Genomic DNA, 20,521 nt, shown 5'->3' with positions numbered 1-20,521 from the left:
GTCCCCAACCCTATGCGTAACGGGGCGTGCCCGCTTCGTCCGCCCCAGCATCGCGCACCAGACGCGGCCGCGGGACCGCCGGGCGGATCAGTGTGGGCGCCGGAGCCGGTGCGGGCGCCACGGCCGGATGCAGGTCGTGCGCGTCCAGGAAGCCCTCGACCGAGCGCGACCAGCTGAACTGCTCGGCGCGGGCGCGGGCGGCGGCCCGTCGCTCGTCCGCGGGCCGGTCCATCAGCCGGGAGACCGCGTCGGCGAACGCGTCGGGGTTGCCCGGCACCGCTATCCCGGCGTCGCCGATCACCTCGGGCAGCGCGCTCTGCTGGTCGACCACCACGGGGGTGCCGCAGGCCAGCGCCTCCAGCGCGGAGAGACCGAAGGTCTCCACCGGACCGGGCGCGAGGACGACGTCGGCCGAGGCGAGCAGCGCGGCGACAGCTTTGCGGTCGGCGATGTGACCAGCGAATCGTACGGGTAGCCGCGCCGCCCGGTACGCCAGCGCAGCTCGTCGCCGGCCCTCACCGGCCACCACCAGAACCGCCGGCGACTTGCCGTTGCGCAGTGCCGCTACCGTGTCCACCGCCAGCTCGGGACGCTTCGCCGCGGAGAGCCGGCTGGCGTAGACGATGAGCAGTTCCTCGGGGCGGGCGTAACGGGCGCGCACCGCGGGGTCCTGCCGGCTGGGGTGGAACGTGTTCAGGTCGACGCCGAGGGGCACCTCGACCAGGTTCGGCACGCCCAGGCGGCGGAACTCGGCCGCGGCGTACGCGGTGGTGCAGACGATCGTGTCGAAGGCCTCCGCGGTCCGGCGGTTGAACCGGTCGGCAAGGGCGTCGCGTTTCGGCATGCCCCAGACGCCGAGCAGGCCGGCCAGGCTCTCGTGGGAGACCATCATCGACCGGACCCCGCGCTGCCGGGCCCAGGTGCCGGTCCAGCGCAGCGTGGTGCGGTCGGAGACTTCGATCCGGTCCGGCTTCAGGCTGTCCAGCAGCTTGATCAGGTCACGTCGCCCGGCCATCACGCGATAGCCGCCGGTCCGTGGGATCTGCGCGCTGGGCAGCGTGATCACCCGGCCCTGGCGGACCTGCTGGTCCTTGAACGTACGGCCGGGAATGATCAGGACGGGCTCGTGGCCCGCCTTCTTGTAGCCCTTGCCGAGCTCGCGCAGGGTGGTCCGCAGCCCGCCGGTATGGACCGTGACGAAGTTGGCCAGGCGAACGATGCGCATGCAACAACTCCAAAGTCACGACACGAGGTGCAGCGGTGCAAGCCGATCTCGCCCCCGTACCGGCTCAGAGATCGTATCTGGCACCCGGGCGGACGACTTCGACCGGTCCCGCGTACGCGGCCCCGGCCGCTTCCACAATAGAGGCCTCACTGGCCCAGGCCGGGACAAGGTGGGTCAATAGCAACTTCGCCACGTCAGCCTTGGTGGCGGCCTCGCCCGCTTCGCCGCCGGTCAGGTGCAGATCGGGCGGATTGACCACGCCGTCCATGTAACTGGCTTCACAGAGGAACAGGTCGGCGCCGGCCGCCAGACGCAGCAGCGCCTCACAGGGCGCGGTGTCCGCGGAGTAGGCCAGCACGTGACCGCCGTGCTCGATGCGGACGCCGTACGTCTCCACCGGATGGTTCACCCGGTCGACGGTGACCTGGAACGGCCCGATCGGGAACGTGCCCGGCTGCAGGCCGTAGAACGTGTAGACGTCGTCGACCGGCTCACCCTCGGCGCTGTACGCGGCGGCGATCCGCTCGGCGGCGCCCATCGGCGCGTACATCGGCAGCGGCGGCAGCGGGCCGGCCGGGTCGTAGCGCCGGACCACGACGTAGGTGCACGCGTCCAGCATGTGGTCGCAGTGCAGGTGGGTGAGCAGGATCGCATCGACGGCGCGCATGTCGGAATACCGCTGCATGGCGGAGAGCGCTCCCGACCCGAAGTCGATCAGCAGCCGGAATCCTTCGGCTTCCACGAGATAGGCCGAACAAGCCGACTCGGGGCCGGGGAAACTCCCGGCACAACCGAGAACGGTTAGTCGCATGCGGGTCCCTCTGACTCACACTGGGTCGGCCACGATTGGGTCGTCCACGCCCCGCCCGACCGGTCTGCGCTGGACTTGTCAGACCAGTCAATCACGGTGCGAAGCGTACGCGCTGACCACTGCCTGACGTTAACAACTGATCGATTTGTCGCTAAATCGACAACGCACGTCACAGCCGCTGTGACCTCGGTCGTCACCATTTCCACCGTCACGTCCGGTAAGCCCTCCGCGTTGCTCTGAGTGAGTACCTGAAAGCGATCCGATGGAGGCGACGTGACCGTGGTCGAGCCCGCCAGTATCTCCCGGCGTGCGTTACCCGAAATCATGCCCTTCGAACCGTCGTGGGAGCTGGAGCCCGCGGTGTTCCGGTTCCCGGCGGAAGACGATCCGGCACCCGATTCGACACGAGTGCTCGCGATGGCGGGGTACTGCGCAATGCTCGGTCTCACCGGAGTCGGTGTCGGCCTGTACGCATTGGTGGCGGTCTTCAACGGAGCGCCGGGCTGGTACCTGCCGGCGCTCGCGATGCTGACCATGTTCAGCGTGGGGCTGGCTTCCGGCGCGTTCCTCGCCGTCCACCAGCGCACCCTGCCGTGGATCATGCTGCTCAGCGCGGCGCCGCCGATGTTCGGCGCCCTGCTGCTGGCCGTCCGTTACTGACCCGGCCGAGGCGGATCAGGCCCAGAGCTGGCCCTCGAGGGCCTCTTCCGCGTCGTTCAACGTGCCGCCGTACGCGCCGGTGGAGAGGTACTTCCACCCGCCGTCGGCGATCACGAACGCCACGTCGGCCCGGCGACCGGCCTTGACCGCCTCGTGGGCGACCGCCAGCGCGGCGTGCAGGATCGCGCCGCTGGAGAAGCCGGCGAAGATCCCCTCGACCTCGACCAGCTGGCGGGTCCGCAGCACGGCGTCCCGGGTGCCGACCGAGAACCGGCGGTCCAGGACGCTCGCGTCGTACAGCTCGGGGACGTAACCCTCGTCGATGTTGCGCAGGCCGTAGACCACCTCGCCGTACCGCGGCTCGGCGGCGACGATCTGGATGCCCTCGACCTTCTCCTTGAGGAACCGCCCGGTGCCCATCAGGGTGCCGGTGGTGCCCAGGCCGGCCACGAAGTGCGTGACCGTGGGCAGGTCGTGCAGCAGCTCGGGGCCGGTGGTCTCGTAGTGCGCGCGGACGTTCGCCGGGTTGCCGTACTGAAAAAGCATCTTCCAGTCCGGATGCTCGGCGGCGATCTGCTTGGCCGTGGCCACCGCCTGGTTCGAGCCGCCGGCGGCCGGCGAGAAGATGATCTCCGCGCCATACATCCGGAGGACCTGGGTCCGCTCGACCGAGACGTTCTCCGGCATCACGCAGACCAGGCGGTACCCACGCAGCTTCGCCACCATCGCCAGGGCGATGCCGGTGTTGCCGCTGGTCGGCTCGAGGATGGTGTCGCCCGGGCGGAGATGCCCGGACTCCTCGGCCTCGCGCACCATGAAGAGCGCGGCGCGGTCCTTGATGCTGCCGGTCGGGTTGCGGTCCTCGAGCTTGGCCCAGAGCCGCACCGGCGGCGCCCCTTCGGGCACCACCGGGGAGAGACGGGGCAGGCCGACCAGCGGCGTGCCCCCGCACGCGTCCAGCAGGCTCTCGTAGCGAGCCATCGGGGCTAGCGCCCGAGCAGGGCGGCGGCGGCCGCGAAGCCCAGGGCGCCGCCGGCAACCGCCGGGAGGATGGTGATCGAGTCGCCGTCGTTCAGCTTCGCCTCGAGCGCGCCGAGGAACCGGACGTCCTCGTCGTTGACGTAGATGTTGACGAACCGGTGCAGCCCGCCCTCGGCGGTGATCAGGCGGCCCTTGATGCCGTTGTGCTTGGCGTCCAGGTCGTCGATCAGGCCGGAGAGGGTGTCGCCGGCGCCCTCGACGATCTTCGCGCCGCCGGTGTAGTTGCGCAGGATGGTGGGAACGCGGACTTCGATAGCCATGGTCGTCATGCTCCTAGAGAGTCGAGATGTGGGCAGGCGGGTGCTGAGGTCGGGGTCTAGCGGACCCGGCAACACTCGTAGAACACCGACGCCGGGCTCTGCCCGAACATGTACGACTGCACGACACTCACCTTCACGACTTCACCGTTGCATCCACGATGTTGACCTCTTCTTCGGTCACCACACCGTCCACGATACGGAACGAACGGATCTCGTCGGAATCCGGCTCACGGGTCGAGACGAGCAGATAGTGCGCGTTCGGCTCGCCGGCGAAGGAGACATCGGTCCGGGACGGGTACGCCTCGGTCGCGGTGTGCGAGTGGTAGATGACCACCGGCTCCTCGTCGTTGTCATCCATCTCGCGCCACACCCGCAGGTGCTCCATCGAATCGAACTCGTAGAACGTCATCGACCGCGCCGCGTTGTCCATCGGGATGTGCCGGGCCGGCACGTCCGTGCCGAGCGGGCCGGCGACCACGCCGCAGGCCTCGTCGGGGTGGTCCCGGCGGGCGTGGGCGACGATCGCACGCACGATCGAACTGTCGATGGTCAGCACACCGTTCACATTACCGAAGTATTTCGTCGCTCCGAGCGTGGCGAGGCACACACTCCTTGCGGTTACTTGATCTCCGGGAGCGCGTTGAGCAGGGACTCCTGGAGGTATCCCAGGTAGGCATAAACGGACAGCTGGAACACCCGGCTGGAACCGGGATCCTCCAGCACCGCGTCGTCGAGCTCCTCGGCCAGATCGGTGTCGGCCTGGATGTCGAGGCGGGTGCCCATCGCCAGCCGGGCGTCGTTGATCGCCCGCAGCCAGGCCTCGGCGGCCTCGCCGTCCAGGCGCACCTCGCCCTCGCCCTCGTCCGGGAGCGCGGCCAGGATGGCGCCGGCCTGGTCGATCTTGGCGGTCATCAGATCGCCCTCGGTGTACAGCCGGAACTCACTCGAGTCCTCCGGCTTGTCCGGATAGATGTCCGGAAACAATCGGGAGACCACCGGATCGGTGTGATCCATCCCGTCGGTCAGCAGACCCACCACCTCGGCGGCCACTTTCCGCAAGACACGCACTTCATCGTGCGCGAACGTGGCCACACACTGACCGCCGCTGCGTCGGAACATGCTCTTCCCCACCCGCTTTGTCAGGCTCGGTCCACAGTTGCCCAAAGACCGTATCCGTGCAGTTGGTTGGCGTCCATCTCCATGCGCTCCCGGGCGCCGGTGGAAACCACCGCCTTGCCCTTGGTGTGCACGTCCATCATCAGCCTCTCGGCCTTTTCCTTGTTGTACCCGAAGAGCTTCTGGAAGACCCAGGTCACGTACGACATGAGGTTGACCGGATCGTCCCAGACGATGGTCACCCAAGGTCGGTCCTCCGCCGGGACTTCCTCGATCTCCGGCGTTTCGACGGGAGCAACCTGAGGAGACGCCATGCACCCATGGTGCCACCGGTTCGGCCGTACCCGTGAATCGGAGCGCCGAACCGCAGGTCGAAGGTCCCTTCCCGGGGCTGTCACCGCACTGTCACCTTCGGCGCAATAGGGTGGGGCCGTGGAGACCATCGCGCCGGCCCTGCTGACCGACCACTACGAGCTGACCATGATCAGTGCCGCCTTGAAGGACGGCACCGCGGATCGGCAATGCGTCTTCGAGGTCTTCGCCCGCCGCCTGCCCACCGGCCGGCGGTACGGCGTGGTCGCGGGCACCGACCGCCTGATCGACATGATCGCCGAGTTCCGCTTCGACGCGGGCGAGATCGACTACCTGCGCTCGTCCGGCGTGGTCGACGAGTCGACCGCCGCCTGGCTGACGGATTACCACTTCACCGGCGAGGTCGAGGGGTATGCCGAGGGCGAGCTGTTCTTCCCCGGCTCGCCGATCCTCACCGTCTCCGGCAAGTTCGCCGAGTGCGTGGTGCTGGAGACGCTGATCCTCTCGGTGCTCAACCACGACTGTGCGATCGCGGCCGCCGCCGCGCGGATGGTCACCGCCGCCCGTGGCCGCCCGATCATCGAGATGGGCTCCCGGCGCACCCACGAGCAGGCCGCGGTCGCCGCCGCCCGGGCGTCGTACCTGGCCGGTTTCGCGTCCACCTCCAACCTCGCGGCCGGGCGGGCCTACGGCATCCCGACCACCGGCACCTCGGCGCACGCGTTCACGCTGCTGCACGACGACGAGCCGACCGCGTTCGCCTCGCAGGTGGCGGCGCTCGGCAAGAACACCACGCTGCTCGTCGACACGTACGACATCACCCAGGGCATCCGGAACGCGATCGCGGTCGCCGGGCCCGACCTGCGGGCCGTCCGGATCGACTCGGGTGACCTGTCGGTGCTGGCCCAGCACTCCCGCGAGCTGCTCGACTCGCTCGGCGCGACCGAAACCAAGATCATCGTCTCCGGCGACATGGACGAGTACTCGATCGCCACGCTCGCCGCCGAGCCGGTCGACATGTACGGCGCCGGCACCGCGGTGGTCACCGGCTCCGGAGCGCCCACCGCCGGCCTGGTCTACAAGCTGGTCGAGGTGGCCGGCCGCCCGGTCGTCAAGCGCTCGGAGAACAAGGCGACGGTCGGCGGCCGCAAGACCGCGGTGCGCCGGCACAAACCCACCGGCACCGCCATCGAGGAGATCATCGTCTCCCAGGGTGTGCCCGACCACAAAGCCAACGACCGGCTGCTGCAGCGGACGTACATCGCCTCCGGCGAGCCGCAGCACCGCCCCAGCCTGCAGGAGTCCCGCGAACACCTCCGGCAGTGCCTGATCTCCATCCCGTGGGAGGGCCTCAAGCTCTCCGCGGGCGACCCGGCTCTTCCGGTCATCATCATTCCCACGGCTTAGGGGCTCTCGATGTCACGCGCGCTGATCATCGTGGATGTGCAGAACGACTTCTGCGAGGGTGGTTCGTTGGCGGTCGGCGGCGGCGCCGCGGTCGCCAAGGGCATCTCGCTGGTGCTCGACCGGGCCGGCCAGCGGTGGGACCACGTGGTCGCCACCAAGGACTACCACGTGGATCCGGGCGCGCACTTCAGCACGCACCCCGACTACGTCGACACCTGGCCGGAGCACTGCGTGGTCGGTTCGTCCGGCGCCGACTTCCACCCCGAGCTGGTCACCGACCGGATCGAGGCGGTCTTCCACAAGGGCGAGCACAAGGCGGCGTATTCCGGGTTCGAGGGTCACACCGAGGCCGGGGAGACCCTCGCCGGATGGCTGCGGGACCGGGCCGTCACCGAGGTCGAGGTGGTCGGCATCGCGACAGACCATTGCGTACGCGCGACCGCGCTGGATGCGGCCGCCGAGGGCTTCGCGACGACCGTGGTGCTCGAGCTGACCGCCGGGGTGGCCAGGGCGACCACCGATGCCGCCCTGGAGCAGTTCCGGGCCGCGTCGGTCGGTGTCACCGGCGCGCCGATCGTCGACCCGGCGTGATCCGGTGACGCGATCTGAGCTGTCCAGCCGGGCGGAGTCGGTGATCCGGCCGGTGGTGGAGGCCGACTGGGCGCAGGTGTGGCCGATCGTGCGGCAGGTGGTGCGGGACGGGGACACGTTCACGTACGACCCGGCGATGACCGAGTCGGAGGCGCGCGGGACGTGGCTGGAGCGGCCGCCGGGGCTGACGGTGGTGGCTGAGGGGGCTGCTGCCGTACCGGAAAATCCACAAGCCGGACGCATCGCCGGCACCGCGAAGATGGGCCCGAACAAGGCCGGGCCCGGCGCACACGTCGCCACTGCGAGCTTCATGGTCGCGGCCGGTCATCGCGGCCAGGGTGTCGGCACCGCGCTGTGCCGTTTCGCGATCGACTGGGCACGGGAGCAGGGCTACGCCGGCATCCAGTTCAACGCGGTCGCCGAGTCGAACGCCGGCGCCGTGCAGGTCTACCGCCGCCTGGGCTTCTCAGTGATCGGCACGGTGCCGCGCGCCTTCGAGCACCCGACGCTCGGCCGAGTCGGCCTGCACGTGATGTACCTGGAGTTCTGACCTGTCGGATTCGGCCGATCAGAATCGAACGGCGGCCCCGCATCAGGCAGCGTCGCCCGCTGCTTGCTGACCTCCGGACCACCTGATCTCCGGACCGCGGAGGCGGGCCCGGCAGGCCACGTGGGCCGCCGGGACCGTCTCGGCGGCGGTCAGTGGGCGATTTCGGCCAGGGTCTCGATCTGGGCTGGGTTGTCGCCGTAGCAGTACAGGACCAGTTCGTCGGCGCCGAACTCGCGATAAGCGGCCACCGTCTCGGCGATCAGCGCCGGATCGCTGAGCGGCTCACCCCAGCCGGGCCGCCCGGTGAAGGCGTAATAATCGGCCACCGCGCGGCGTCCCCGCTCGACCGTCCCGGCGTCACCGACCGCGACGTTGATCTGGCACACCAGGCGCGGGCGGCCGTCCCGGTCCGCTTCCGCCCACTGCTCCCGCACGGTACGAACCAAGCCCGCCGCCCAGCTCAACGGCGCCGCACAGATGAACCCGTCGGCGAACCGGGCGACCCGCCGCAACGCCTCCGGCGCGAACCCGCCGATCAGGATCGGCGGCCCACCCGGCGTGACCGGCAGCGGCCCGACCCGGGCGCCCCGGTACTCCTCACCACGCCAGATGCTCCGCAACTCCCCCAGCTGAGCGTCGAGGATCCGGCCGCGGCGCGTGATCGGCACCCCGGCCATCTCGTGATCGTCCGCCCGGCCACCGACCCCGATGCCGAGCACGAACCGTCCCGCCGACATCCGGTCCAGGGTGGCGACCTGCTTGGCCAGCAGTGGCGTCGAACGCAGCGGTCCGAGCAGCACTTCGGTCTGCAGCCGGATCCGGGTGGTGGCACCGGCCAGCACGGCGAGCGCGGTCAGCGGCTCCGGATTGTCGTAGGCCAGGCGATCCAGCAGGGCCACGGTGGCGAACCGGTGCTCCTCCGCGAGGCGGCCCCATTCCAGCAGGCGGGCAGGGTCACTGATGGGCAGGCCGATACCGATTTCCATGGAACTTTCTCCTCGAACAGCAGGCAGCGAGAACTGACGTCGCCACCTCCTCCCCGCTCATCGGCGAGGTCTCGGACCCATCTGCGACACGTTCCCAGGGCCCGAAGATTCGGAGTTCCGCACTGAACCTACCCAGCCCGAGCCCCTCCCCCCAACCGATTTCCCTGCCCGGTCCACCACTGCCCACGGCCATGCCGGCTCGGCTGGTGCCGGGGGTCGCATCAAGCAAAGAGCAACCACAGCAGCGACACGCGTCCAACCCGGCCCAGAGCGGCAGCAGCACGAGATCAGCACCGATGGGACGGCAGCAGCACGCGACCAGCGCTGGGAAGGCGGCAAGGGCACGCGACCAGCACCGATGGGACGGCAGGAACACGCGACCAACGCTGAGCGGGCGGCGAAAGGACGCGACCAGCACCGATGGGACGGCAGGAACACGCGATCAACGCTGAGAGGGGCGGCAGGAGCACGCAATCCCTGAATGCGGACGTCCACCGCCCACCCGGGGGCGGTGGAGGCACGCGATCAGGGATCGCGAGCACATACCGCCCTTCGGAGGTCACCAAAATCGAGAGAAGGGAGCAAGACCAGCGAGGCGAGCGGAGCCAGAGGAACCACCAAGCCGAGCGGGCAGAGCAAGACCAGCGAGGTGAGCGGAGCCAGAGGAACCACCAAGCCGAGCGGGCCGAGCAAGACCAGCGAGGTGAGCGGAACTAGCCGCACTGATAGGGCGGATAGGGCGATGAGCGGCGCGCGCCGCGCAAACAGGGCGAGCAGGCGCGGGGTCCTGCCCGGTCAAGCAGAGATGCACTTCATCGATCACCCATTGGGCTGGTTTCCAGAGGTTGCTAGATGCTAATAAAAGCCGCATTTACCAAGAGGTTTTCTCATACATGAAGAATTCCTCGCCTTTTACCCGCCGTCATTCAACGGAACGGGGCCAGATCGCGGGGTCGGACAGCTTCAGCAGCCAGAACAATCACGCGGGAACGGGCACCCGGCAGAGCAGCAAGCAAGACAGCCGCGGGCCGGATGGTCCGAGGCCGCCTTACACAAATCCGGTCAGGCCGAACAGGTCACCCCGGCACCGCTCGGCCGCAACCACTTCGCGGGAACGGCCGGGACGGGTCCGCCGAGGCAGCCTCGACAGCAACAGAGGCAGCGCCGGACAGTCACAGGCCCGCAGCCAGGCACGGCAAGGCGGCTGAGGGCCCTGCCCAGCCAGGCGACACGGCTACGGGCGCGCTGGGCCCGGCACGACGGATGCGGCCGACCACCGGGTCGGGTGAGGTGGTCAAGGGCGCCGCCAGGACAGGCGAGGGGGCTAGGGGCGCGCTGGGCCCGGTGCGGCGGATGCGGCGACCGCCGGGGCGGGTGAGGTGGTCAAGGGCGCTGCGGGGCCGGGCGGGGTGGCTGGGGGTGCCGCTGGGCTGGGAGGGGCGGATATGACTGCAGCCGGGGCGGGTGGGGTGGTTGGAGACGCTGCCTGGCTGGGCGAGGCGGGTCGGGGTGCCGCTGGGGTGGGAGAGGTGGTGGGGTCGGCGCGGCGGCGGCGGAGTTCGGCGGGGAGGACGGCCAGGGCCACCAAGGCGCCGACGATGCCGACGGCGGCGAAGCCCCACTTCGGGCCGAACGAGTCGATGGCCAGGCCGGCCAGCGGGCCGCCCAGGGCGACGCCGACGGTCAGCGCTGAGTTGTGCAGGCCCATCGCCTCGCCGCGGGCCGCAGCCGGGATCATGTTGCTGATCGCGGCGGAACTGGCCGTGATGGTCGGGGCGCAGAGCGCGCCGGCCGGGATCAGCAGCAGCGCCAGCAGCCACCACTGCGAGCCGCCCATGCCGACCGGGATGGTCAGCAACGCCATCGGGGCGAACAGCACGAGAGGCGGCACGCCGCGCCGGACCGTGCCGTAGGCGAAGCCGCCGATCAGGGAGAACAGTGCCCACAGCGACATCACCAGGCCGCTCCAGCCCAGCTCGCCGGACTCCCGGAGCACGGCGACCACGGACACGTCGGTGCCGGCCAGCACCAGGGTGGCGGCCATCGTGACAGCCAGGATGGCGACGAACCGGGGCTTGAGCCAATCCCGCCGGGCAACCCGCTCACCGGCCGAGACGGGCGCCTCGTGCGGGGCCCGCATCGGCGGGTTGAGCAGCCACAGGCCGATGCCGCCCAGCAGGATGCCGACGGCAAGGGTCAGCATGGCGGCGCGCGGGCCGGCGACGCTCGTCGCGATCAGCACGCCGAGGGCCGGGCCGGCCATGAACGACAGCTCGGTGGTCATCGAGTCGAGGGCGAACGCGGGCAGCCGATGCGACTCGGGAGTGAGCGCGGCGATCGACTGCCGGGCCACCGAGAAGGCCGGCAGGGCCAGGAAGCCACCGACCACGGCGACCGGCAGCAGTGCCCAATACGGCAACGCCTGCGCCACCAGCCAATAGATCACCTCGGCGACGGTGGTCAGCACCAGCACCGGGCGGAGCCCTCGCCGGTCGATCAGCCGGCCCATCACCGGGGCGCCGAGCGAGCCGCCGACCGTCGCCGCCGCGCCGACCAGGCCGGCCGCGCCATAACCGCGGCCGAGATCGGTGACGACGTGCAGCGTCAGCACCACCGCGGCGGCCGCGATGGGGATCCGCGCCAGCGTCGCGACCACGAGCAGCGACGGGATCTTGGGCAGTGCGAGCGTTTCCCGGTAAGGCTTGAGCAACATGACGATCCTGACCTCCGCCGCCGATCCTGCCCCAGGGGTACGACAGAAACCACCGGCTTTAAGGCAGCTCACGTCCATAACCCGACGTTGTCCGTAAAACGCCGGTAACAGTCCGGAAAACGAAGCGGCCCGCACTCCGAGTGGAGTGCGGGCCGTGTCGGGAGAACCTAGTGATCCTTGTTGCTCGCGGTGTCTTCCTGGTAGGAAGCGCCGCCGTCCGACTCCGAGGTCAGCGGGCGGGCACCACCCTCCGGCGGACCGGCGAGCCCGCGGTTGTCACCGGCGGCGAGCTCCGGGAACTTCACGTCGAAGGCCGGACGCTCGGAGCGGATCCGCGGCATCCTGTCGAAGTTGCGCAGCGGCGGCGGGCTGCTGGTCGCCCACTCGAGCGAGTTGCCGTGGCCCCACGGGTCGTCGGCGAGAGCGACCCGGCCGACCCGGTAGGACTTCCACACGTTGTAGAGGAACGGCAGCGTGGCCAGGCCCAGGATGAACGAGCCGATCGTGGAGACCGTGTTCAGCGTGGTGAAGCCGTCGGTCGGCAGGTAGTCCGCGTACCGGCGGGGCATGCCCTTGGTGCCGAGCCAGTGCTGCACCAGGAACGTGGTGTGGAAGCCGACGAAGGTCAGCCAGAAGTGCACCTTCGCGAGGCGCTCGTCGAGGAACCGGCCGAACATCTTGGGGAACCAGAAGTAGATGCCGGAGAACACCGCGAACACGATCGTGCCGAAGAGCACGTAGTGGAAGTGCGCGATCACGAAGTACGAGTCGGAGACGTGGAAGTCGATCGGCGGTGAGGCCAGCAGCACGCCGGACAGACCACCGAAGAGGAACGTCACCATGAAGCCGATCGCGAAGAGCATCGGTGGCTCGAAACTGATCTGGCCGCGCCACATCGTTCCGATCCAGACGAAGAACTTCATGCCGGTCGGCACCGCGATCAGGAAGCTCAGGAAGCTGAAGAACGGCAGCAGCACCTGACCGGTGACGAACATGTGGTGCGCCCACACCGACATCGACAGCGCGCCGATCAGCAGCGTCGCGGCGACCAGGCCCTTGTAGCCGAAGAGCGGCTTGCGGCTGAAGACCGGGATGACTTCGGTGATGATGCCGAAGAACGGCAGGGCGATGATGTACACCTCGGGGTGCCCGAAGAACCAGAAGAGGTGCTGCCACAGCATCGGCCCGCCGGTCGCCACGTCGAAGACGTGCGCACCGAGGACGCGGTCGGCGGCGAGTGCGAACAGCGCGGCCGCCAGGAACGGGAAGACCATCACCGCCAGCAGCGCCGTGACCAGCATGTTCCAGACCATGACCGGCATCCGGAACATGGTCATGCCCGGTGCGCGCAGGGTCAGGATCGTGGTGATCAGGTTCACCGAGCCGAGGATCGTGCCCAGACCCGAGATCGCCAGGCCGACCACCCACATGTTCCCGCCGACGCCCGGCGAGTGCAGCGAGTCACTCAGCGGCGTGTACGCGAACCAGCCGAAGTCGGCCGCGCCACCCGGGGTGAGGAACCCGCCGATGGTGATCAGGCCGCCGAACACGTAGAGCCAGTAGGCGAACGCGTTCAGCCGCGGGAACGACACGTCCGGCGCGCCGATCTGGATCGGCACGATGTAGTTGCCGAACGCGAACACGATCGGTGTCGCGAAGAACAGCAACATGATCGTGCCGTGCATGGTGAAGAGCTGATTGAACTGTTCCGGCGACAGGTACTGCATACCCGGCCGGGCCAGCTCGGCGCGCATGAGCAGCGCCATCAGGCCGCCCAGTAGGAAGAACACGAAGGCGGTGATCATGTACATGATCCCGATCTGCTTCGCGTCCGTCGTGCGCAGGATTCGGGCGAACGCCGAACCCTTTACCTGCCGCCTGACCGGATATGGACGGGTCGCGATCGGCGACGGCGCAACGGTCGTCACGAATTGCCTCCGTTGTCTCGTTCGTCCCACTCGGCACACCAATGATCAGGCGTACCTCGCTGGCAGAATAGTCCCCCGCCGACCTTCGACCTTCGCGGGGTGACCAAAGGGCCACCTAGGACGAACAGCAGCGTCACACCGAAGCGACGAGGCCCTTGTAGTGGTCGGTGAAGATCCGGAGACCACGGCGGCGCAGCATCGGGTCCCGCAGGGACGGTGGCACGTCCCTGGCGCGGTCCCGTTCCCGGGTGCGATCCCGGACGTCGACGCAGCGCGGCCGGCGGCGATCCTCATAGGCTCGCAGCGCGCCCGGAATGTCCCCATCTGCCTGACGGAGCTCCTGCCCGAGCACGTAGCCGTCCTCGAAGGACATCGCGGCACCCTGTGCCAGGGTCGGCGCGGTGGCGTGCGCGGCGTCACCGACCAGCACCACCGGGCCCTGCGACCAGGCCGGCAGGACCACCTCGTCGGTCCGGGCGACGGACACCTTCTCGATCCGGTCGAGGATGGCCGGGACCGGGCCGCCGAACGACCCGAACACCTCGCGCAGCCGCTCGCGCGGGTCGGCCGGGTCGGGAGAGTCCGGTGCGGTCTCGTCGGCGTAGACGTAGATCTTGCGGCCGCCCATCGGCATGGCGACGAACTGCGATCGCCGGCCGAGCACCGCCGTCCAGTCGGTGAGCGGCGGGCCGCCGGAGACGACCGCGCGATAGACGATCTGCCCGGTCGGGGTGGCCGGTCCGCCGAGACCGATCCGGTCACGGACCATCGAGCGCCGGCCGTCAGCGCCGACGACCAGGTCATATTCCGCGATGGCGCCGGTGGCGAACTCGATCTTGGCGGCGCCCTCGACGATCTGCAGGTCGCGCACCTCGGTGTCGTAGCGCACCTCGCCGCCGACCCCGGTGAGCAGCACCTGCTGCAGGTCCGATCGGGACAGCGCGCGGGACTCGCCGACACCCGCCCAGAGCGCGGCGACGTCCATCTCGAACAGCTCGCGGCCGCGGGCGTCCAGGAAGACATGCCGGAAGATCAGGTCACCCAGCGGGCGCAACGGCACGTCGAGGCCGAGCAGGCGCAGGGCGCGGGAGGCGTTGCCGGGCAGATAGATCCCGGCACTGGGGCTCATGGTGGCGGGCAGCGCCTCCACCACATCCGGTCGGAAGCCCGCGACTCGCAGACCCCGGGCCGCGGACAAGCCGGCAATGCCGGCGCCGACCACGAGGATGCGCAGCGTCATCGGCCAACGCCTTCCTGTCGATGGATACGCGTCGGAGCCAGAACATTACCGCGCGCCACCGTCACAGGAAACCCACGATCAACATCGAATCCGATTTGCGGGGAGCTCGATGCTGTCGACCGGTTTGGCGTCACGCTGCCGGGCACCTCCACAGTGGCGAACGCGCGGCCCGCCCGGGCCAGCGCGACGGCGCGGCGCGCGCGGATGACACGGCGGACCCCGGCCGCCGGAACGGCGACGGGCAGACCCGGGAATTGCGCAAGGAACACCAGCGACGGCATGCCGACAGCCAACCACCGGGGTACGACATTCCCGGGCCGGGCAGAATCGAGGATGGCCCGGACGTGATCTGAGGCACCCCGGTGACATCCGTCGCAACCGCGGTACCGAAGATGCAACCGGCAGTTCGTTCAGAAGCACCGCGGCGCGCCCGATGGCGGGGGTCTACCGGCGACCGCAGTGGAAAGGGCCCCGAGACCAGATGCACCCTTATCCGCCGTCGCCCCCCGTCGCCGTCTCCGATCCCTCCGCCGAGTTGTGGCAGTCCGCCGCGCGGGTGCTGGACACCAACTGGTCCGGTGACCACATGGTGCCGTCCCGGCGCCTGTACCCGCATCAGTGGAGCTGGGACACCGCGTTCATCGCGGTCGGCCTGGCCTTCGTGAACCCGGCCCGGGCCTGGCGTGACCTGCGCAGCCTGTTCGAGGCGCAGTGGCCGGACGGCCGGGTGCCGCACATCGTCTTCGACCCGGCCACCGCCGAGGACGACTACTTCCCCGGGCCCGGGTTCTGGAACGTGCCCGCGTACGCCGGTCGCCGGGCCCGCGGCAGCACCGGCATCGTCCAGCCGCCGCTGCACGCCCTGGCCGCCTGGGAGGTCTACCGGCACGCGGCGGCACACGGCGCGGGCGGGGTGAGCGAGGCCCGTACCGCGTTGGCCTGGCTGTACCCGCGGCTGGTGGCGCAGCAGGAGTACCTGACCGACCGGCGTGACGCCGGTGGCAGCGGGCTGGCCTCGATCGTGCACCCGTGGGAGTCCGGGCTGGACAACAGCCCGGCCTGGGACGAGGCGCTGGGCAACGTGCCGGCCGACCTCGCCCTGCTGGAGCGGTTCCCGCGCCGGGACCTGGCCGTCGCGCACGCCGCGCACCGGCCCACCGACCTGGACTACGCCCGGTACATCGGCCTGGTCCGCAACTACCGGGACGGCGGGTACTCCGACACCGACCTGACCCAGCGGCACCCGTTCGCGGTGGAGTGCCCGGCGTTCAACAGCATCCTGGGCACCGCCGAGCTGGCCCTCGCGCAGATCGCCGGGGTGCTCGGGCTGACCGGCGACGCGCGGCGGCACCGGGACCGGGCGCGGGACATCACCGCGGCCATCGCGCGGCGGTTGTGGGACCCGGTCACCCGTACGTTCCGGGCCCGGGACGCCCGCACCGGCCGGCTCAGCCCGGCGCGCTGCGTGAGCGGTCTGCTGCCGCTGATGCTGCCGGACCTGCCCGCCGACCGGGTCACCGCGATCATGGAGGAGGCCCGGTCGGAGCGGTTCGGCCTGCCGGCGCCGAGCGCGGACCGGACCGCGGCCACCTTCGACACCCGTCGCTACTGGCGCGGCCCGGTCTGGATCAACGTGAACTGGCTGCTGCGCCGCGGGATGCTGGTGCACGGGCTGCGCGGTGAGGCGGAGGAGCTGCGCCGGGCCATGTTGCGCCTGGTGCACGAGCACGGGCACTACGAGTACTTCCACCCGGAGACCGGGGAGGGCCTGGGAGCGCCGACCTTCAGCTGGACCGCGGCGTTGTGCCTCGATCTCCTGGCCGACAGGTCGGCGCCCGCCTATTCCAAAGCCGCCTAAAAGCCCGCTCACTCCAAACCGCGTAAAAGCGGAGAAGAACTAGAAGACGACGACCGACCGCAGCACCTCACCGGTGTGCATCTTGGCGAAGGACTGCTCCACCCCGTCCAGCGGGATCTCCTCGGTGACGAACGCGTCCAGGTCGAGCCGGCCCTGCCGGTAGAGCTCGGTCAGCATCGGGAAGTCCCGGCTGGGCAGGCAGTCGCCGTACCAGCTGGACTTCAGGGCGCCGCCCCGGCCGAAGATGTCGAGCAGCGGCAGCTCGACGGTCATGTCCGGGGTGGGCACGCCCACCAGCACCACGGTGCCGGCCAGGTCGCGGGCGTAGAAGGCCTGCTTGTACGTCTCCGGCCGGCCCACCGCCTCGACCACCACGTCGGCGCCGAACCCACCGGTCAGCTCGCGGACCCGCTCCACCACGTCGTGCTCACGCGCGTTGATCGTGTGGGTGGCGCCGAAGCCCTTGGCCCACTCGAGCTTCCGGTCGTCGGTGTCGATCGCGATGATCGTGGTGGCTCCGGCCAGCGCCGCACCGGCCACCGCGCCGTCGCCCACCCCGCCGCAGCCGATCACCGCGACCGAGTCGCCACGGGTCACCCCGCCGGTGTTGATCGCCGCGCCCAGGCCGGCCATCACGCCGCAGCCGAGCAGGCCGACCGCGGCCGCCCGGGCCTCCGGGTCCACCTTCGTGCACTGGCCGGCGTGCACCAGCGTCTTCTCGGCGAACGCGCCGATGCCCAGCGCGGGGGACAGCTCGGTGCCGTCCTCCAGGGTCATCTTCTGGGTGGCGTTGTGGGTGTTGAAGCAGTACTGCGGCTTGCCCTTGTTGCAGGCCCGGCAGTTGCCGCAGACCGCGCGCCAGTTCAGCACCACGAAGTCGCCGGGCGCCACGTCGGTCACCCCGGCGCCGACCGACTCGACCACGCCGGCCGCCTCGTGGCCGAGCAGGAACGGGAAGTCGTCGTTGATCCCACCCTCGCGGTAGTGCAGGTCGGTGTGGCACACCCCGCACGTCTTCACCTGCACCACGGCCTCGCCCGGCCCGGGGTCCGGCACCACGATCGTGGTCACCTCGACCGGCTTGCCCTTCTCCCGGGCGATCACGCCCTGAACCCGCTGACTCATGTTCCCGCACGCACCTTTCACCATCGAACGGTCAGATCAAGACTATGGAGCGGGCGGAATCCGCAGCAGCGCTTCGGCCACCTCGGTGAGCTGGCACACCTGCGCCGGGGACAGCCGGTCGAAGATCAGCTGCTGGACCGTCTCGACGTGCCCCGGCGCGGTCGCCACCACCTTCGTATACCCCTCGTCGGTGAGCACCGCGATCTGCACCCGGCCGTCGACCTGGTCGCGCTCGCGCCGGACCCAGCCCTTCTCCTCCAGCCGCGCCACCACGTGCGAGAGCCGGGAGAGCGAGGCGCAGGCCCGCTTCGCCAGGTGGCTCATCGGCAGGCGGCGCTCGGGGTGCTCGGACAGGGTCATCATCACCAGGTAACCCACGTGGGTCAGCCCGGCGTCCCGCTGCAGTTGTGTCTCCAGTGCCGCCGGCACCTTGACCAGCACTTCAACCAGCTGCCGCCAAGCTCCCTGCTGCTCCTGGGTCAACCAGCGGGGCTCACTCATGCTGGAAGGTTAGTAGCGTTCGGACAGTCCGGGATGGGCCGGGCGGACAGCATTCCACGGTGGGTCATCGAATCGATCGACTTACGTGAACTTCAGCGAGTACGCTGTCCGAGGACTTTCTACCCCGACACGACGCCGGAACCGGCTGGCTGGGGGGCCTCGGCCGGTTCCGGCGTCGTGTACCTCTGGGTCTTAGAACATCACCTTTCAGGCGCTCGGCAGACGGCCCGGAACGACGGGTGACGGACGGCCGATGAGGTATCCCTGGACGTAGTCCACACCCAGCTCCCGGAGCATCCGCAGCGTCGCCTCGTCCTGCACGAACTCGGCGACGGTGTGGATCCCGTACGCCTGGCAGACCTGCACCAGCGCCCGCACCAGCACCTGGTCCTGCGGGTTGTCGACCAGGTCGACGACGTATTCTCCGTCGATCTTGACGAGGTCGATCGGGAAGAGCCGCAGGTAGCGGAAGGACGCGTACCCGGAGCCGAAGTCGTCGAGGGCCAGCGAGCAGCCCAGGTCGCGGATCCGGTCGGCGAACCGGCGGGCCTCGCTCAGGTTGCCGATCAGCGCGGTCTCGGTGATCTCGAAGGTCAGCTGCTCCGGGTTCACCTGGTATTGGGTCAGCAGGCGCTCCACCTCGGCGGTGAGCCGGGGGTCGCCGACCGAGCGGCCGGACAGGTTGATCTGCAGGCCCATCTCGGGCTGTTCGGCGGCGAGCCGCATGGCCCGCTCCACCACCCACAGGTCGATGTCGAAGACCGCGTCCAGCCGTTCCGCGGTGTCCAGCACCTGGATCGGCGACTGCGGGCCGTCCGCCTCGTCCAGCACCCGCAGCAGCAGCTCGTGCCGGGTCACCCGGTTGGTCTGCAGCTCCAGGATCGGCTGGGAGTAGAGCGTGAACCGGTCGGTGCCGAGCGCGTCGGCGACCCGGTTCCGGTACGACCCCTGCCGGTCCCGGGCCGGCACCGGGTGCGCGACCAGGGTGATCTGCTGGTCGGTCTCCCGGGACTGCCGCCAGGCCTGCTCGGCGTCGATCAGCAGGTCATGGCTGCCCGCCTCGGCGTCGGTGCGGAACCGGACCAGGCCGCCCCAGGCCCGCGCCCCGGTCTCCGCGCGCAGCGCCTCGACGAGCGTGGCCGCCTGCTTGCGGGCCGACGACCAGCCGGCCGCGGCGAGCAGCACGGCGATCTCGTTCGGCCCGACCCGGCCGAGCAGCTGATCGGGGCCGATCCGGTCCTCCAGCAGCCGGGCGGCCTGGTGCAGCAGCTCGGCGTTGCGTTCCGGGCGCACACCCTCGCCGCCGTCGCCGGCCTCCTCGGCCTGCACCCGCAGCACCAGCAGCGCACCGGCGGCGCGGCGCAGGGCGCGGTCGATCTCGTCGGCGAACCGGGCCCGGGTCAGCAGCCCGGTGGCCGGGTCCGGCTCGACCAGGGAGGACTGGACGGTCTCGCCGCGGCGGGTGAGCCGGGCGTCCTCGCGGCGGGCGCGCTCCCGGCTGGTGACGTCCCGGACCGTGCCACGGATGCCGCGGACCGTGCCGTCCGGGCTCATCATCGGCTCCAGCCGGCAGTCCACGTCGAACCAGCCGCCGTCGTTGCGCATCAGCCGCAGCGTGGCCCGCACGGTGACCCGGGTGGTCCAGGCCTCGGTGATGGCGCCCAGCGCGACGGCCTGGTCGTCGCGGTGCACGTACCGAGCGAGGACCTGGCGGGTCATCTCCTTCTCGGCGGGTTCCCGGCCGAGCAACGCGGAGAGGGCCGCGGACCAGACGATCTGATCGTTCGCGGTGGTGTAGGAGAACCAGGCGGCACGGTCCTCGGCCGGCGTGCGCTGCTCGGGCAACGGCGTCGACGGGACAGCCCAGCGTTCCCGTTCTTCGGGCACGGTCATCCGCCGACACCTCCCCCCTCGCGCACGGCTGCTCCCGCTGCCACCAAAGACCCCTTACCTATTACGACCCGTCACCGGGCCGTAGTAACAGTGGACGCCAGAGTCAATGTTTTGACGTTTCCGTGGGCAAGGCCAGGAGCAGGGAATTATCGCCCATCCAGAGTACCGAAACAACCGAACGGCGGACCGCTTTGCTACCCAATTCCACCGAAATAGCGTCGCTCACTCCATGACGGACAGTCACTGTAAGTATTCGCTGGAGAACCTTGTGCGATGTCCTACCCGCAAGGCACCGTCCACATGC

19 protein-coding genes and 1 pseudogene are annotated in these 20,521 nt (G+C 69.9%); 5 read left to right on the top strand and 15 right to left on the bottom strand.

All coding sequences use genetic code 11. The features are described from left to right. Positions 1 to 10: 10 nt before the first annotated feature. Together Apa02nite_RS11825 and Apa02nite_RS11820 are read right to left on the bottom strand one after the other, a co-directional pair. Positions 11 to 1,225 (bottom strand): glycosyltransferase, encoded by a 1,215-nt coding sequence (locus Apa02nite_RS11825; protein WP_203825084.1) that lies wholly within the window; start codon positions 1,223 to 1,225, stop codon positions 11 to 13. A 64-nt stretch (positions 1,226 to 1,289) separates the two neighbouring features. Further along, a complete protein-coding gene (locus Apa02nite_RS11820; RefSeq protein ID WP_067700762.1) occupies positions 1,290 to 2,036 on the bottom strand; it encodes an MBL fold metallo-hydrolase in 747 nt (248 codons plus the stop codon). A gap of 273 nt (positions 2,037 to 2,309) precedes the next feature. On the opposite strand from Apa02nite_RS11820, the gene Apa02nite_RS11815 reads away from it, so the two are divergent. Beyond that, positions 2,310 to 2,696, top strand: a complete 387-nt coding sequence (locus Apa02nite_RS11815) for a hypothetical protein (protein WP_203825083.1) — start codon at positions 2,310 to 2,312, stop codon at positions 2,694 to 2,696. A gap of 15 nt (positions 2,697 to 2,711) precedes the next feature. Here Apa02nite_RS11815 and Apa02nite_RS11810 read toward each other — a convergent pair whose 3' ends face one another. The 5 genes and pseudogenes from Apa02nite_RS11810 to clpS form a co-directional block, all read right to left on the bottom strand. Beyond that, on the bottom strand, positions 2,712 to 3,677 hold the full coding sequence (locus Apa02nite_RS11810) for a PLP-dependent cysteine synthase family protein (RefSeq protein WP_067700756.1): 966 nt from the start codon (positions 3,675 to 3,677) through the stop codon (positions 2,712 to 2,714). Positions 3,678 to 3,682: 5 nt separating this feature from the next. Further along, a complete protein-coding gene (locus Apa02nite_RS11805) occupies positions 3,683 to 3,997 on the bottom strand; it encodes a MoaD family protein (protein WP_203825082.1) in 315 nt (104 codons plus the stop codon). Positions 3,998 to 4,053: 56 nt separating this feature from the next. Next, positions 4,054 to 4,553 (bottom strand): annotated as a pseudogene (locus Apa02nite_RS11800) (M67 family metallopeptidase). Between the two features lie 62 nt (positions 4,554 to 4,615). Further along, positions 4,616 to 5,116, bottom strand: coding sequence for a DUF2017 domain-containing protein (locus tag Apa02nite_RS11795; RefSeq protein WP_067700753.1), 501 nt, complete (start codon positions 5,114 to 5,116; stop codon positions 4,616 to 4,618). 20 nt (positions 5,117 to 5,136) lie between these two features. Next, positions 5,137 to 5,427: an ATP-dependent Clp protease adapter ClpS gene (gene clpS / locus Apa02nite_RS11790; RefSeq protein ID WP_067700751.1), complete on the bottom strand. Its 291-nt coding sequence runs from the start codon at positions 5,425 to 5,427 to the stop codon at positions 5,137 to 5,139. A 118-nt stretch (positions 5,428 to 5,545) separates the two neighbouring features. Between clpS and Apa02nite_RS11785 the strand changes: the two genes are divergently transcribed. From Apa02nite_RS11785 to Apa02nite_RS11775, 3 genes are read left to right on the top strand one after another with little or no spacing between them, the layout of a single operon-like run. Next, a complete protein-coding gene (locus tag Apa02nite_RS11785; RefSeq protein WP_203825081.1) occupies positions 5,546 to 6,832 on the top strand; it encodes a nicotinate phosphoribosyltransferase in 1,287 nt (428 codons plus the stop codon). 9 nt (positions 6,833 to 6,841) lie between these two features. Continuing rightward, entirely contained in the window at positions 6,842 to 7,423 is a 582-nt protein-coding gene (locus Apa02nite_RS11780) for an isochorismatase family protein (protein ID WP_203825080.1), read from the top strand. A gap of 4 nt (positions 7,424 to 7,427) precedes the next feature. Next, the gene (locus tag Apa02nite_RS11775; RefSeq protein WP_373872907.1) at positions 7,428 to 7,973 is read left to right on the top strand and encodes a GNAT family N-acetyltransferase; all 546 of its coding nucleotides are present in this window, start codon (positions 7,428 to 7,430) and stop codon (positions 7,971 to 7,973) included. A 149-nt stretch (positions 7,974 to 8,122) separates the two neighbouring features. On the opposite strand, the gene Apa02nite_RS11770 is transcribed toward Apa02nite_RS11775, so the two are convergent. The 5 genes from Apa02nite_RS11770 to Apa02nite_RS11750 form a co-directional block, all read right to left on the bottom strand. Continuing rightward, on the bottom strand, positions 8,123 to 8,959 hold the full coding sequence (locus Apa02nite_RS11770; protein ID WP_203825079.1) for an LLM class flavin-dependent oxidoreductase: 837 nt from the start codon (positions 8,957 to 8,959) through the stop codon (positions 8,123 to 8,125). 1,324 nt (positions 8,960 to 10,283) lie between these two features. Then, complete coding sequence (locus tag Apa02nite_RS11765; RefSeq protein WP_203825078.1) at positions 10,284 to 11,672, bottom strand: MFS transporter; 1,389 nt, start codon at positions 11,670 to 11,672, stop codon at positions 10,284 to 10,286. A gap of 167 nt (positions 11,673 to 11,839) precedes the next feature. Beyond that, positions 11,840 to 13,600, bottom strand: a complete 1,761-nt coding sequence (ctaD, locus tag Apa02nite_RS11760; protein ID WP_067700737.1) for an aa3-type cytochrome oxidase subunit I — start codon at positions 13,598 to 13,600, stop codon at positions 11,840 to 11,842. Positions 13,601 to 13,733: 133 nt separating this feature from the next. Further along, on the bottom strand, positions 13,734 to 14,840 hold the full coding sequence (locus Apa02nite_RS11755; RefSeq protein WP_203825077.1) for an FAD-dependent monooxygenase: 1,107 nt from the start codon (positions 14,838 to 14,840) through the stop codon (positions 13,734 to 13,736). Then, positions 14,837 to 15,121 (bottom strand): hypothetical protein, encoded by a 285-nt coding sequence (locus Apa02nite_RS11750; protein ID WP_203825076.1) that lies wholly within the window; start codon positions 15,119 to 15,121, stop codon positions 14,837 to 14,839. Before Apa02nite_RS11750 ends, Apa02nite_RS11755 begins: the two co-directional genes overlap by 4 nt. A 200-nt stretch (positions 15,122 to 15,321) precedes the next feature. Between Apa02nite_RS11750 and Apa02nite_RS11745 the strand changes: the two genes are divergently transcribed. Next, entirely contained in the window at positions 15,322 to 16,698 is a 1,377-nt protein-coding gene (locus tag Apa02nite_RS11745) for an MGH1-like glycoside hydrolase domain-containing protein (RefSeq protein WP_203825075.1), read from the top strand. A 39-nt stretch (positions 16,699 to 16,737) separates the two neighbouring features. Here Apa02nite_RS11745 and Apa02nite_RS11740 read toward each other — a convergent pair whose 3' ends face one another. From Apa02nite_RS11740 to Apa02nite_RS11730, 3 genes are all read right to left on the bottom strand, one after another. After that, positions 16,738 to 17,823: an S-(hydroxymethyl)mycothiol dehydrogenase gene (locus Apa02nite_RS11740; RefSeq protein WP_067700728.1), complete on the bottom strand. Its 1,086-nt coding sequence runs from the start codon at positions 17,821 to 17,823 to the stop codon at positions 16,738 to 16,740. A gap of 42 nt (positions 17,824 to 17,865) precedes the next feature. Further along, positions 17,866 to 18,324: a MarR family winged helix-turn-helix transcriptional regulator gene (locus Apa02nite_RS11735; RefSeq protein ID WP_203825074.1), complete on the bottom strand. Its 459-nt coding sequence runs from the start codon at positions 18,322 to 18,324 to the stop codon at positions 17,866 to 17,868. 207 nt (positions 18,325 to 18,531) lie between these two features. After that, positions 18,532 to 20,217 (bottom strand): EAL domain-containing protein, encoded by a 1,686-nt coding sequence (locus tag Apa02nite_RS11730; RefSeq protein ID WP_203825073.1) that lies wholly within the window; start codon positions 20,215 to 20,217, stop codon positions 18,532 to 18,534. Positions 20,218 to 20,521: the final 304 nt, after the last annotated feature.

The organism is Actinoplanes palleronii (assembly GCF_016862315.1).
Lineage (GTDB): Bacteria > Actinomycetota > Actinomycetes > Mycobacteriales > Micromonosporaceae > Actinoplanes > Actinoplanes palleronii.
Note: the sequence above shows the minus strand (reverse complement) of the source record. Positions and strands in the feature narration are given on the sequence as shown.

Coding starts and splice junctions, on each gene's coding strand:
- Apa02nite_RS11780 (WP_203825080.1), top strand. CDS start 6,842: ATGTCACGCGCGCTGATCATCGTGGATGTGCAGAACGACTTCTGCGAG.
- Apa02nite_RS11825 (WP_203825084.1), bottom strand. CDS start 1,225: ATGCGCATCGTTCGCCTGGCCAACTTCGTCACGGTCCATACCGGCGGG.
- Apa02nite_RS11735 (WP_203825074.1), bottom strand. CDS start 18,324: ATGAGTGAGCCCCGCTGGTTGACCCAGGAGCAGCAGGGAGCTTGGCGG.
- Apa02nite_RS11805 (WP_203825082.1), bottom strand. CDS start 3,997: ATGGCTATCGAAGTCCGCGTTCCCACCATCCTGCGCAACTACACCGGC.
- Apa02nite_RS11755 (WP_203825077.1), bottom strand. CDS start 14,840: ATGACGCTGCGCATCCTCGTGGTCGGCGCCGGCATTGCCGGCTTGTCC.
- Apa02nite_RS11770 (WP_203825079.1), bottom strand. CDS start 8,959: ATGGAAATCGGTATCGGCCTGCCCATCAGTGACCCTGCCCGCCTGCTG.
- Apa02nite_RS11810 (WP_067700756.1), bottom strand. CDS start 3,677: ATGGCTCGCTACGAGAGCCTGCTGGACGCGTGCGGGGGCACGCCGCTG.
- Apa02nite_RS11820 (WP_067700762.1), bottom strand. CDS start 2,036: ATGCGACTAACCGTTCTCGGTTGTGCCGGGAGTTTCCCCGGCCCCGAG.
- Apa02nite_RS11740 (WP_067700728.1), bottom strand. CDS start 17,823: ATGAGTCAGCGGGTTCAGGGCGTGATCGCCCGGGAGAAGGGCAAGCCG.
- Apa02nite_RS11745 (WP_203825075.1), top strand. CDS start 15,322: ATGCACCCTTATCCGCCGTCGCCCCCCGTCGCCGTCTCCGATCCCTCC.
- Apa02nite_RS11750 (WP_203825076.1), bottom strand. CDS start 15,121: ATGCCGTCGCTGGTGTTCCTTGCGCAATTCCCGGGTCTGCCCGTCGCC.
- Apa02nite_RS11730 (WP_203825073.1), bottom strand. CDS start 20,217: ATGACCGTGCCCGAAGAACGGGAACGCTGGGCTGTCCCGTCGACGCCG.
- Apa02nite_RS11795 (WP_067700753.1), bottom strand. CDS start 5,116: ATGTTCCGACGCAGCGGCGGTCAGTGTGTGGCCACGTTCGCGCACGAT.
- Apa02nite_RS11765 (WP_203825078.1), bottom strand. CDS start 11,672: ATGTTGCTCAAGCCTTACCGGGAAACGCTCGCACTGCCCAAGATCCCG.
- clpS (WP_067700751.1), bottom strand. CDS start 5,427: ATGGCGTCTCCTCAGGTTGCTCCCGTCGAAACGCCGGAGATCGAGGAA.